The sequence below is a fragment of the Rhizobacter sp. P3_C12 genome (assembly GCF_056402735.1).
Genome location: NZ_JBFUGW010000192.1, coordinates 1 through 12,327 on the forward strand (window position 1 = coordinate 1; position 12,327 = coordinate 12,327).

Consider the following 12,327-nt stretch of genomic DNA (forward strand, 5'->3'; position numbering starts at 1 on the left):
GGTTCGGGATCGTGAAGCCGAAGTGCTGCAGCGTGCTGTCATGGTCCAGCGTGCGCGGCGCGAACGGGATGTCCACGGTGCCGCTGGCCGACACGATGCGCAGCGTGTAGGCACCGGCTTCCGGCGCTTGCCCACGGCCCACCAGCGACTTCACCGGGTTCAGCTCGGCTGTGCCCGAGGCACCGATCTCGCCGCTGATCAGCAGCAGGTCCTGCGTGGCCGAGGTCACCGCGGCAGCGGCCTCATTGACCATCGACTTGTCCGCCGGCGTCAGGTAGGTCTGCATCTTCCGGTAGTTGTAGTCGGAGAAGACCTGGCCACCGCAGTAGCTCATGAGGTCGTGGCGGTCGGTCGGGCGCGGGTCGTAGAAGGTGTTGCTGTCCGCCAGGTACGGCCAGATGTAGCGGCCGGCCTTGCCGAGGGTGGCATTCGGGTACGGGTAGTCCGGGTCGGGATCGGCGACGTCGCCGCAGGCCGCGTGCGGCAGCGAGAAGTTGTGGCCCATCTCGTGCGCCACGACATCGCGCACGAGGGTCGGCTGCTCGGGCATGTCGGTGCCGACGCCCACGTTGCTGCTCGGGTACGCGAGGCCGACGAGGCCCGTGGTGCGCTTCGGGATGAAGCCGAAGTAATGGTCGTGCGTGGCAGCGCCTTCCAGCATGTGCAGGTCGGCCAGTTCGCGCAAGATCTTGCTGTACGCCGTGCTCCAGCCGGTCTCGGTGGTCGGCAGCGTGGTCACGCGGCTCGACACGTAGGTCGGGCGCGACTGCACGCTGACCGACGAGACCGGGAACAGCGCCTGCAGGTGGGCCGCCTGGCTCACCGGCAGCTTGCCGGCGGTGCCCGCGATCTGGATCGCGATCGGCACGAACTTCATCGGCACACCGCCGCCGACGCGCGGCGTGATGGTCTTGCCTGCAGCGTTGCCGATCAGCGCGGTCAGCTTCACGCCCGTCTTGACCAGGTCGGCTGGCACGGTGGCGGTGTATGAATCGGTGAAGCTCGGCACGGCCGGCACGGCAGCCGGCAGCGCACCGGTGGGGGCCGTCAGCAGGATGTCGCGGGTGGCGCCGTCGGCGCTGGTCACGCGCAGCGTGCCGCTCGGCTTGGTGCTGGTCGTCTTGCCGATGCTCGTGACGTTGACCTTCACCAGCGCGGCCTTGCCCGAGACGAGCACCAGCGCGCTGTCGTCGCTGTTGAACAGCAGCGATTGCGCGACCTGGATGCTCGACACCGGCGGCGACCAGGCGGCAACCGGATTGATCGGCGACGTGGAAGTGGCCGGCGCGGTGATCTTCATCGACGACGCGATGTCGTTGAAGCCCTCGGCAATCAGGTCGGAAGTGTCTGCTGAGAGCTTCAGTGAGCGTCCCATGTAGTTGACGTGTTCGAACAATTCCACCGTGTAGCCGCTGGCGACCTTGATCGACGAGATCCGGTCATTCCATCCGCTGGAAATCAAACTCGCCACGTTGGAGTTGGTGCAGGACGTCTCGCCTTGGTAGTTGATGTGCCGATAGAAACATACCGGAGCGGACGTGATGGTGTCTGCGGTCGCTGCAGCGGCGTTGAGTTCCGGGTCGGAGGTGTCCCGTGTCGATTCCTGTTGGTTCCCGCCGCATGAGGCCAGAAGGATTGCCAGAGGGAGCATCGACAGGAGGGATGGTTTGCCGTGCTTCCATGGTTCAGACGCGGGGCGCGTTGCTACTCTCATTACAGCTCCTACAGAGAGATTGAAAAATCGCCTTGGCCGTGGGCACTACCAACCCGGCGAGTTCCCTCAGTGGCCGATGTCGAGTCGCGGTTCCCCCCCTGTTGTCATGTCGGGTGCTGTGAACACGCGAACGAATATGCGATGGATGGTCTGCATGGACGGCATGACCAACGCAACAAGGGCGCCTGAGCGCCCTTGTTGCAGGCCCGCCTCACGGCGGGTTCTTCCTCGTTCAGCGGGTGTGCGAGACGCGCACCGCGTTCAGGCCGTCCGACAGTGCCAGCTCGAAGCTGCCGCCGGTCGGTAGATCGGCGCTCGACAGCGTGACGCTGCCACCGCGCAGGTCCTGCGCCAGGTTGCGGCGCTGCTCGGTACCGACCCAGGTGACGGTCAGGTACGGGTGACGTGCTGCATCCCACGTGAGCTTCAGCGCACCGCCGCTCTCCTGAACTTGCACCTGCGGCGTCGCGGCCTGTGCGCGCTCGGTGGAGCTCGCTGCCTTGGCTTGCGAGTTCAGCAGCGTCTTGGCGCCTTGCAGCACGGTGATGCTCTGGATCGCGCCCGGGTTCGGGATCGTGAAGCCGAAGTGCTGCAGCGTGCTGTTGTGGTCCAGCGTGCGCGGCGCGAACGGGATGTCCGTGGTGCCGTTGGCCGACACGATGCGCAGCGTGTACTGGCCGGCCTCGGGTGCTTCCGCACGACCAACCAGCGACTTCACCGGGTTCAGCTCGGCGGTGCCCGAGGCACCGATCTCGCCGCTGATCAGCAGCAGGTCTTGCGTGGCCGAGGTCACTGCAGCCGCAGCCTCGTTGACCATCGACTTGTCCGCCGGCGTCAGGTAGGTCTGCATCTTCCGGTAGTTGTAGTCGGAGAAGACCTGGCCACCGCAGTAGCTCATGATGTCGTGGCGATCGGTCGGACGCGGGTCGTAGAAGGTGTTGCTGTCTGCCAGGTACGGCCAGATGTAGCGGCCGGCCTTGCCGAGGTTGGCATCCGGATACGGGTAGGCCGGATCCGGGCTGCCGGCACCGCCGCAGGCCGCGTGCGGCAGCGAGAAGTTGTGGCCCATCTCGTGTGCCACGACATCGCGCACGGTGGTCGGCTGGTCGGGCATGTCGAAGCCGACCCCGGAGTGGCTGCTCAGGTAGGCCAGGCCGGCGAGGCCCCAGGTGCGCTTCGGAATGAAGCCGAAGTAGTGGTCGTGCTTGGCCGCGCCTTCCAGCGAGTGCAGGTCGGCCAGTTCGCCGAGGATCTTGCCGAACGCATCGCTCCAGCCGGCGTCGGTGGTCGGCAGCGTGGTCACGCGGCTCGACACGTAGGTCGGGTGCGACTGCACCGTCACCGACGAAACCGGGAACAGCGCCTGCAAATGCGCGCCCTGGCTGACCGGCAGCTTGCCGACGGTGCCGGCGATCTGGATCGCGATCGGGACGAACTTCATCGGCACGCCACCGCCGACACGTGGCGTGATGGTCTTGCCCTCGGCGTTGCCGATCAGCGCGGTGAGCTTCACGCCGGTCTTCACCAGGTCGGCCGGCACGGTGGCGGTGTACGAATCGGTGAAGCTCGGCACGGCCGGCACACCAGCCGGCAGCGCGCCGGTGGGGGCCGTCAGCAGGATGTCGCGGGTGGCGCCGTTGGCGCTCGTCACGCGCAGCGTGCCGCTCGGCTTGGTGCCGCCGGTGGCGCCGCTCGTGACGTTGACCTTCACCAGCGCGGCCTTGCCCGAGACGAGCACCAGCGCGCTGTCGTCGCTGTTGAACAGCAGCGATTGCGCGACCTGGATGCCCGACACCGGCGACGTGCCCGTCGGCGGGGTGGTGGTGGTCGGCGCGGTGACCTTCAGCGACGACGCGGCGTCATTGAAGCCCAGCGACACGAGGTTCGCGGTATCGCCCGTCAGCGTCACCGACGTGCCGCCGTAGTTGATGTGCTGGAACAGCTGGACCTTGTAGCCCGCCTTCACCTTCACCGACGAGACGCGGTCGTTCCAGGCCGAGCCGATCCAGGTGGAGTCGGCGCCGGCGCAGAAGCTCGCGCCCTGGTAGTTGATGTGTTCGTAGAAGCAGATGGCGGAGGTGTCGACCGCGGCAGCCGTGGCGGCTTCGGCCTGCTGGTCGGCCGCGGCCTGCGCTTCGGCGCTCTGCTGGTTGCCGCCGCCGCAGGCGGCGAGCAGCACGGCCACCGATGCCAGCGGCACCAGCAGGCGATGGGTGGACGAATCGAATGCTCTGGATTGTCGGGACACGGTCTGACCTCCTTGTAGGGGCGCCTATCGCGATCGCGAATGCGCGTTGTGGTCAAAACCGTGCAAAGTTCATACCGATCGACATGCAACCATCGGTGAAGCGGGGTTGACAGCCCGATTTTTGACAGCGCTTTCAGACGTTTTTGAACGCCTTGCCCGTGCGCTGTCGAGGAGGGCGCCGACGCCCTAGTCTCATGCGATGTAACGTGCCTCCCACGGGTTAGGGGGGCGCGGGGCCTTGTGGCATTTGTTGCCTTGCTTACGACCCGACGCGCATGCGACGAAGCACGCCAGATCGTGACGCAGCATGACGCAGTGTGAACACGCTCTAGCGCAGCGCGCGCAGCAGCACGATCACCGCGCCGTGGCCGCCTTCGTCGCCGCGCGCCTGCACGAAGGCGAGCACATCGGCCTTCTGGATCAGCCAGCTGCGCACCTTGCCCTTCAGCACCGGTTCGCGGCCCGGCGAGCCGTTGCCCTTGCCGTGCACGACGCGCACGCAGCGCAGGCCGGTGTGCACCGCGTCGTGGACGAAGGCGGTGAGCCGCTCGCGGGCGGCATCGCGGCGCAGGCCGTGCAGGTCGACCTCGCCCTGGATGGACCAGCCGCCGCGGCGCAGCTTGCGCAGCACGTCGATGCCGATCTCGGGGCGGCGGTAGGACAGCTGGTCATCGGTCTCGAGCAGCGTGACCGGATCGAACTCGTCGGACAGCGATTCGTGCAACGCGCGCTCTTCATCGAGCTCGCGCTGGCGCGGCTCGGGCGAGGGCGGCGTGGGCACCGCGTGGCGGCGGCCGCTCGGGGCCACCGGCTGCACGCGGCCGACGCTGTGGGAGAACAGGTTGGCCTCGCGCAGCCTGCGGGCCTCTTCCTCGCGGGCGCGGGCCTCGCGTTCGGCGGCTTCGCGCTCGGCGCGCTTCAGCGCCTCGCGGATGTCGCCCAGGTCCTGCAGGCTGCGCAGGCTCACAGCAAGCCTCGCTCCACGAACGAGACCACCTCGCTGTCGCCCACCACCAGGTGATCGAGCACGCGCACGTCGATCATTGCGAGGGCCGATTTCAGCGTCTGCGTCAGCATCTCGTCGGAGCGCGACGGCTGCGCCGAGCCCGACGGGTGGTTGTGCGCGAGGATCACCGCCGCCGCATGCAGCTGCAGCGCGCGCTTGAGCACCTCGCGCGGGTAGACGCTGGCCTGCGTGAGCGAGCCGCGGAACATCTCGTCCATCTGGATCAGCCGGTGCTGCGCATCGAGGAACAGCACCGAGAACACCTCGTGGCCGCGCCCGCCGAGCTGCAGCCGCAGGTAGTCCTTGACGAGGATGACGTTGTCGAGCGCCGGCCGCTCGGCCATCTGCTGGCCGAGCGAGCGGCGCGCCAGTTCGAGCACCGCGCTCACCTGCGCCAGCTTCGCGGGGCCCAGCCCCTTGATGCGCTGCAGCGCCTGCGGATCGGCCCGCAGCAGCCCGGTGAGCCCCCCGAAATCGTCGAGCAGGCGCTGCGCCAGGCCCAGCACCGAATCGCCCTTGACGCCGGTGCGCAGCAGCAGCGCGACCAGCTCGGCATCGGCCAGGGCCTGCGGGCCGCGGGCCAGCAGTTTTTCACGCGGACGGGCGTCGGCAGGCAGGTCTTTGAGCAGCATGGGCATGGTCCGGCGACACGGCGGGGCGCCGCACCTAAAATTGGGCCCAGTCTATCGAACCAGGATTTGCCTTGACCCACGTTCAACAGGGATCGTTCCTGACCCTGCACTACCGACTGGCCGGCCCCGACGGCATCGACCTCATCAACACCTTCGCCGAGAAGCCGGCCACGCTGTCATTGGGCAGCGGCGAGCTCTCGCCGGCGATGGAAGCGCGCCTGATGGGCCTGGCCGAGGGCACCCGGGCCTCGTTCGACCTGCCGGCCGGCGAAGCCTTCGGCGAGCGCAACCCCGACATGCTGCAGCGCGTGAAGCTCGCGCTGCTGCACGAGCTGGGCGACCCCGACGAGCAGTACCACCTGGGCGACGTGGTGCAGTTCCCGACGCCGGACGGCCAGGCCTCGTATGCCGGCGTCGTGCGCGAGGTGGGCGGCGACTGGCTGCTGTTCGACTTCAACCACCCGCTGGCGGGCCAGCCGGTGACCTTCGAAGTGCAACTGATCGGGGTGCTGTGATGGACGCGAACCACTCGCTGGACGAAGTGCTGCTGGCCGAGCCGCGCGGCTTTTGCGCCGGGGTCGACCGGGCGATCGAGATCGTCGAGCGCGCGATCAAGAAATTCGGCGCGCCGATCTACGTGCGCCACGAGATCGTGCACAACACCTACGTCGTCAACGACCTGAAGGCCAAGGGCGCGATCTTCATCGAGGACCTGGCCGACGTGCCGCCCGGTGCCACGCTGGTGTTCAGCGCGCACGGCGTGTCGCAGGCGGTGCGCCAGGAGGCGGCGCAGCGCGGCTTCAGCGTGTTCGACGCCACCTGCCCGTTGGTGACCAAGGTGCACGTGGAGGTGGCCAAGCTGCACAAGGAGGGCTACGACTTCATCATGATCGGCCACAAGGGGCACCCCGAGGTCGAGGGCACGATGGGGCAGCTCAACGAGGGCATCTACCTGGTGGAAGACGTGGCCGACGTCGGGCGCGTGCAGGTGGCGCAGAGCGACAAGCTGGCGGTGGTGACGCAGACCACGCTCTCGGTGGACGACGCGGCCGAGATTCTCTCGGCGGTGAAGAAGCGGTTTCCGCTGGTGCGCGAGCCGAAGCAGCAGGACATCTGCTACGCCACGCAGAACCGGCAGGATGCGATCAAGGTGCTGGCGCCGCAGGTCGACGTGCTGATCGTCGTCGGCAGCCCGACCAGCTCGAACAGCAACCGCCTGCGCGAGCTCGGCGAGCGGCTCGGTGCCGATGCCTACATGGTCGACCAGCCCGAAGACCTGCAGGCGCAGTGGTTCGACGGCAAGCGGCGCGTGGGGCTGACGGCCGGTGCCTCGGCGCCCGACATCCTGGTGCAGCAGGTGATCGAGCGGCTGCGCAGCCTGGGGGCGGTGTCGGTGCGCAAGATGCCGGGCGTGGTCGAGACCACGCATTTCCCGCTGCCGAAGGGCCTGGGCGACAAGTCCATGGCCGACGTCTGAGTTTCCAGAATTCCACCCCGTACCCAGAGAAGAGAACCCATGCTCGACATCAACCTGCTGCGCAAAGACCTGGCCAGCGTCGTCGCCTTGCTCGAGAAGCGCAAGTCGCCGCAACCGTACCTCGACGTCGCGCAGTTCCAGTCGCTGGAAGGCGAGCGCAAGACGCTGCAGACCCGCACCGAAGAGCTGCAGGCCAGGCGCAACAGCCTGTCGAAGCAGATCGGCATGCGCAAGGGCAAGGGCGAAGACACCTCGGCGCTGATGGCCGAGGTGGCGGGCCTGGCCGATGAGCTGAAGGCCTCGGGCGAGCGGCTGGAGGCGATCCAGGCCGAGCTCTCGGTGATGCTGATGAGCGTGCCCAACCTGCCGCATGCGAGCGTGCCCGAAGGCACCGATGAATCGGGCAACCTCGAGGTGCGGCGCTGGGGCGTGCCGCGCACGTTCGACTTCTCGGTGAAGGACCACGTGGACGTGGGCGCGCCGCTGGGGCTGGATTTCGACACCGGCGCGAAGCTCTCGGGCTCGCGCTTCAGCTTTCTGCGCGGGCCGATTGCGCGGCTGCACCGGGCGCTGGCGCAGTTCATGCTGGACGTGCAGACGCAGCGGCACGGCTACACCGAGTGCTACACGCCGTACATCGTCAACCGCGAGGTGCTGGAAGGCACCGGGCAGTTGCCGAAGTTCAAGGAGGACATGTTCTGGGTGAGCCGCGGCGGCGACGAGGCGCAGGCCGAGCAGTACCTGATCTCCACCTCGGAGATCTCGTTGACGAACAGCGTGCGCGGCGAGGTGCTGGCCGAGAGCGTGCTGCCGATCAAGCTGACGGCGCACAGCCCGTGCTTCCGGTCCGAGGCGGGCAGCGCGGGGCGCGACACGCGCGGGATGATCCGCCAGCACCAGTTCGACAAGGTCGAGATGGTGCAGATCACGCACCCCGAGAAGAGCTACGAGGCGCTGGAAGAGATGGTGGGCCATGCCGAGGCGGTGCTGAAGCTGCTGGAGCTGCCGTACCGGGTGGTGGCGCTGTGCGGCGGCGACATGGGGTTCGGTGCGACCAAGACCTACGACCTGGAGGTGTGGCTGCCGGCGCAGAACACCTACCGCGAGATCAGCTCGTGCTCGAACTGCGAGGCCTTCCAGGCGCGGCGCATGCCGGCGCGCTTCAAGAATGCGCAGGGCAAGAACGAGCTGGTGCACACCTTGAACGGCTCGGGCCTGGCGGTGGGCCGCACGCTGGTGGCGGTGCTGGAGAACCACCAGAACGCTGACGGATCCGTCACGGTTCCGGAGGTTTTGCGGCCGTACCTGGGTGGGCAAACGGTGCTGAAAGGCTGAGGGGAGGGCGGAACGGCCCATTTCCTGGGCTAGAATCCGCGGCTCGGCAGTTGACCCGCCGAAGCCCCAGTTTCAGGAGAGGTGGCAGAGTGGTCGAATGTACCTGACTCGAAATCAGGCGTACCGCAAGGTACCGTGGGTTCGAATCCCACCCTCTCCGCCAGAAGACGAAAGCCCCGACCGGATGGTTCGGGGCTTTTTGTTTTGGGGCGCTGGTTGTTGATCCGGAAAATCCTGAAATGGGATATGCGGGGTTCGCAGCCGTTGTTCGAGCCCTTTCGATGGACGGATCCGGCGACCGATGCGCTGCGCATCGATGCACGTGCGCTGAATCAGCTGATCGAAAAGGTGATCGACGTGGCTGATGGCGTGCGTGCGGTGATGTGCGTGCTGGAGCGGGACGGACACAGCTGCCTGGACGACGAGCCCCAGCTGCTGGACTCAGTCCGGCAGGGCGCGCTGCGGCGTCTCGGGATCACGTCGCTGTTGCTGTTGAGCGATGAGGCGACGCGCCTTGGAGATTGGGTGCAAGGCTGCAGTCAGCGCGACAGCGTTCGTGCAACGAGCTCGCGTAAGCAGAAGCGATGGAAGCGCGAGTGAGGACAGCGCGTATTGCTGATGTCGATGACTGCGGAGACGAAGGCCAACAGCTACTCGTCAGCCAGGTCGATTCAGTGCGCCACAAGCCCTCTTGCACATCTTGTCATTCTGGCGCGCTTCGCGGCACTTGCGGACTCGATTCGGCGTCTTCCGATTCACGTTGATTTGCATCTTGTTGCATGGCGTCTCGCTACGCCAACGCCCCGCGTGGCATCCGTCGACTCCGCAAGTTTCGTCAGTTTTCCTGACATCGCGACCCAGACACTAGCGCCGAAATCGAGGGTGCCGCATGTCGACTGACATGCGCGTGCCGCGCAAACTTTGACACAACACGATCTTCACGATGAGCATGACGAGCCAACGCCCCAACCGTCCCAAACGCGCCACTGCGACGAGCGCACTGCTGTGCGCCATGGTGCTGTCTGCCTGCGGCGGAGGCCATGACTCGGATACCGCGGCGGCACCGGTTGGGTCGGCACCTGCACCTGCACCTGCACCTGCACCTGCACCTGCACCTGCACCTGCACCTGCACCTGCACCTGCACCTGCACCTGCACCTGCACCTGCACCTGCACCTGCACCTGCACCTGCACCTGCACCTGCGCCTGCGCCTGCGCCTGCGCCTGCGCCTGCGCCTGCGCCTGCGCCTGCGCCTGCACCTGCACCTGCACCTGCACCTGCACCCGCACCCGCACCCGCACCCGCACCCGCACCCGCGCCCGCGCCTCCGGGCGGCCAGACCCAGTCCTATCGCTGGGGCAATGTCGCGATCGGCGGCGGAGGGTTCGTGACGGCCGTGATCCCGAGCAAGACGCAGCAGAACCTGTTCTACGCGCGCACCGACGTCGGCGGCGCGTATCGCTGGGACAACGCCACCGGGCGGTGGGTGCCGTTGCTCGATGGCCTGTCGGAAGACGACGTCGGCTTGATGGGCGTGGAATCGATGGCGCTGGACGCCAAGGACCCGGCCGTGGTCTACGTGCTCGCCGGAACCCCGTACTTCAGCAACGGAAAGACGGCGGTGATGCGGTCCGCCGACTACGGCGCAACCTTCTCGCGCATCACCGACGTCAGCGCGCAATTCCGTGCCAATGGCAACGGCATGGGGCGCGGCAACGGCGAAAAGATCCAGGTCGATCCGGCCAGCAGCAACGTGCTCTATGTCGGCTCCCGCAACAACGGCCTGTTCAAGAGCGTCGACGCCGGCGCAAGCTTTGCCCGCGTGAATGCGTTGCCCGTGACCGGCACCCCCAACGAAGCCGGTGTCAGCTTCGTGCTCCTGGATCCCTCCAGCGTGGCCAACGGCGTGGCACAGCGCATCTTCGTCGGCGTGTCGCGCTACGGGTCGGTAGGCTCGAACCTCTACCGCAGCAACGACGCCGGCGCCACCTTCAACGCCGTGGCCAACGCGCCGGCCGGGTTCCTCCCCCAGCGCGCCGCACTGGCCGGCGATGGAAACCTCTACATCACCTACGCGAATGGATCCGGCCCACATGGAGACTCGAGGAACCTGACCCCGCCTGAACCGATGGATGCCGGCCAGGTGTGGAAATACGGCATCGCGGGCGGCACCTGGACCAACGTCACGCCCGCCGGCACCACCGGCGCGTTCTCCGGTGTCTCCGTCGACGCCAAGAACCCGCAGCGGGTGCTGGTGTCCACCATCAACAACTGGATGCAGCAGGGCGCCGCCTGGGGCGACCATTTCTTCGTCACGACCAACGGCGGCAGCGCGTGGACCGATGTGGTGTCCCGCGGCTTCGCCCTCGACACCGGCGGTGTGAACTGGGTGGGTGGCAACTCCATCCATTGGGCGAACAGCATCGAGCTCGATCCGTTCGACGGCAAGGCCGCCTGGGTCACCTCGGGCAACGGCATCTTCCGCACGGCCAACCTGGATGCGGCGCCGACCACTTGGACCTTTGCCGTCAAGGGGCTGGAGGAGACGGTGGCCCTCGGGCTGGTGAGCGTCCCCGGGGGACCGTTGCTGTCAGTGATCGGCGACTACGACGGCTACCGCCACACCGACATCTCCGCCTATGCGCCGATCCACACGCCACGCATCGGCACCACCTCCGGGCTGGCGGTTGCGGCGGTGAACACCTCAGCCGTCGTTCGCGTCGGAGGCGAGAAGATGTACCGCTCTGCCGACACCGGCGCCACCTGGACGCAGGTGCCGATGGTCAATGCGACGTCGATCAACGACAACGTGGTCGCGCTGTCGGCGGACGGCGGCACGCTGCTGCACACGATGACCGCCGGCGGCATCGCCACCACCTACCGCTCGACCGACTTTGCCAACGCAAGCCCGACGTGGAACGAGGCATCCGGCCTGGGCCGGCGTGCCGTGCGGCCGGTGGCCGACCCGGTGAAAACCGCCAGGTTCTATGCATACGACGGCGGCAACGGCGACGTGCTGACGAGCAACGACAGTGGCGCCAGCTTCACCGTCGCTGCAACGCTCGGCGCCGGCGGCTCTCCGCGGCTGGGCGTTGCCCCCGGCCGCGAGGGTGACGTGTGGGTCGCGTTGCGAGACGGCGGCCTGGCGCGCTCTACCAACGCCGGTGCCTCGTTCGGCAAGCTGTCCGGCGTGACCTACTGCAGCGCGGTGGGGTTTGGCAAGGCACTCGCCGGCGCGAGCTATCCCACGGTGTTCATCTGGGGCGCCGCCGGCGGCGGCAAGCGGGGCCTCTACCGTTCTGCCGATGCCGGTGCGAGCTGGATCCGCATCAACGACGATGCGCACCAGTTCGGCGGTCCCGGCAACGGCCAGTTCGTCGTGGGCGACATGAATACCGAAGGCGTGGTGTACATGAGCACGGTGGGACGAGGCATCGTCTACGGCGCTCCGGCAAGCACCCGTTGATCGGAATCCGACCCAGTCGGCAGTTCCGGTAGCGAAGTGGCATCCAAGCACCGCGCCCAGCACCGCCGGTGCAACGCCGCCAAGCTCGCCTCGACCGCAGGTCGAACGCCCAGGGATGTCAGCGCTTGCCGGGCGGTTACCCACTTCTCATGCTAAAGGAACTCCGATGACGCGCAGTCTTCAGCCCAGTGAGCATGCGCGCTGCGCAGCGATGTCCCCGCGACTGCGCGCAAGCCTTCTGGTGTCGCTGCTGGTCACCCTCGCGGGATGCGCACCAGCGCCTGCCCCTGCGCCAGCACCTGCCCCTGCCCCTGCCCCTGCACCAGCGCCTGCACCAGCGCCAGCACCAGCACCGGCACCGGCACCGGCACCGGCACCCGTCCCCAGCCCGCCGCCTCCCCAGGCCGCCGCGGCGCCTTGCACGGCCTCCAGCTTCCGCGTGCATGCGT

At 67.5% G+C, this 12,327-nt stretch carries 11 protein-coding genes and 1 tRNA gene; 6 read left to right on the forward strand and 6 right to left on the reverse strand.

Going from position 1 to position 12,327, the window contains the following annotated elements; genetic code table 11:
* The 4 genes from AC1DXV_RS24140 to radC form a co-directional block, all read right to left on the reverse strand.
* The coding region (locus AC1DXV_RS24140; protein ID WP_477935910.1) for a peptidase inhibitor family I36 protein at positions 1-1,714 on the reverse strand (1,714 nt) is incomplete at its 3' end.
* Between the two features lie 232 nt (positions 1,715-1,946).
* Positions 1,947-3,962, reverse strand: coding sequence for a peptidase inhibitor family I36 protein (locus tag AC1DXV_RS24145; protein ID WP_477935912.1), 2,016 nt, complete (start codon positions 3,960-3,962; stop codon positions 1,947-1,949).
* Positions 3,963-4,290: 328 nt separating this feature from the next.
* The gene (locus tag AC1DXV_RS24150; protein ID WP_477869020.1) at positions 4,291-4,929 is read right to left on the reverse strand and encodes a Smr/MutS family protein; all 639 of its coding nucleotides are present in this window, start codon (positions 4,927-4,929) and stop codon (positions 4,291-4,293) included.
* The gene (gene radC / locus AC1DXV_RS24155) at positions 4,926-5,600 is read right to left on the reverse strand and encodes a RadC family protein (protein ID WP_477935914.1); all 675 of its coding nucleotides are present in this window, start codon (positions 5,598-5,600) and stop codon (positions 4,926-4,928) included. Before radC ends, AC1DXV_RS24150 begins: the two co-directional genes overlap by 4 nt.
* Before the next feature lie 71 nt (positions 5,601-5,671).
* On the opposite strand from radC, the gene AC1DXV_RS24160 reads away from it, so the two are divergent.
* The 5 genes from AC1DXV_RS24160 (at position 5,672) to AC1DXV_RS24180 (ending at position 9,012) form a co-directional block, all read left to right on the forward strand.
* The gene (locus AC1DXV_RS24160) at positions 5,672-6,115 is read left to right on the forward strand and encodes an FKBP-type peptidyl-prolyl cis-trans isomerase (protein WP_477870342.1); all 444 of its coding nucleotides are present in this window, start codon (positions 5,672-5,674) and stop codon (positions 6,113-6,115) included.
* The gene (gene ispH, locus AC1DXV_RS24165) at positions 6,115-7,077 is read left to right on the forward strand and encodes a 4-hydroxy-3-methylbut-2-enyl diphosphate reductase (protein ID WP_477870340.1); all 963 of its coding nucleotides are present in this window, start codon (positions 6,115-6,117) and stop codon (positions 7,075-7,077) included. Before AC1DXV_RS24160 ends, ispH begins: the two co-directional genes overlap by 1 nt.
* Positions 7,078-7,116: 39 nt before the next feature.
* Positions 7,117-8,412: a serine--tRNA ligase gene (gene serS, locus AC1DXV_RS24170; protein ID WP_477870339.1), complete on the forward strand. Its 1,296-nt coding sequence runs from the start codon at positions 7,117-7,119 to the stop codon at positions 8,410-8,412.
* 75 nt (positions 8,413-8,487) lie between these two features.
* A tRNA-Ser gene (locus AC1DXV_RS24175) sits at positions 8,488-8,575 on the forward strand.
* Positions 8,548-9,012 (forward strand): hypothetical protein, encoded by a 465-nt coding sequence (locus AC1DXV_RS24180; protein ID WP_477870337.1) that lies wholly within the window; start codon positions 8,548-8,550, stop codon positions 9,010-9,012. Before AC1DXV_RS24175 ends, AC1DXV_RS24180 begins: the two co-directional genes overlap by 28 nt.
* Before the next feature lie 338 nt (positions 9,013-9,350).
* On the opposite strand, the gene AC1DXV_RS24185 is transcribed toward AC1DXV_RS24180, so the two are convergent.
* Entirely contained in the window at positions 9,351-9,725 is a 375-nt protein-coding gene (locus AC1DXV_RS24185) for a hypothetical protein (protein ID WP_477935916.1), read from the reverse strand.
* A 74-nt stretch (positions 9,726-9,799) separates the two neighbouring features.
* Here AC1DXV_RS24185 and AC1DXV_RS24190 point away from each other — a divergent pair, with 74 nt between their 5' ends.
* Positions 9,800-11,878 carry an exo-alpha-sialidase gene (locus AC1DXV_RS24190; protein WP_477935918.1) on the forward strand — a complete coding sequence of 693 codons (2,079 nt, stop codon included), beginning with the start codon at positions 9,800-9,802 and terminating at the stop codon, positions 11,876-11,878.
* 254 nt (positions 11,879-12,132) lie between these two features.
* Here AC1DXV_RS24190 and AC1DXV_RS24195 read toward each other — a convergent pair.
* On the reverse strand, positions 12,133-12,327 hold a 195-nt coding region (locus AC1DXV_RS24195), incomplete at its 5' end, for a hypothetical protein (protein WP_477935920.1).

Coding starts and splice junctions, on each gene's coding strand:
- radC (WP_477935914.1), bottom strand. CDS start 5,600: ATGCTGCTCAAAGACCTGCCTGCCGACGCCCGTCCGCGTGAAAAACTG.
- ispH (WP_477870340.1), top strand. CDS start 6,115: ATGGACGCGAACCACTCGCTGGACGAAGTGCTGCTGGCCGAGCCGCGC.
- serS (WP_477870339.1), top strand. CDS start 7,117: ATGCTCGACATCAACCTGCTGCGCAAAGACCTGGCCAGCGTCGTCGCC.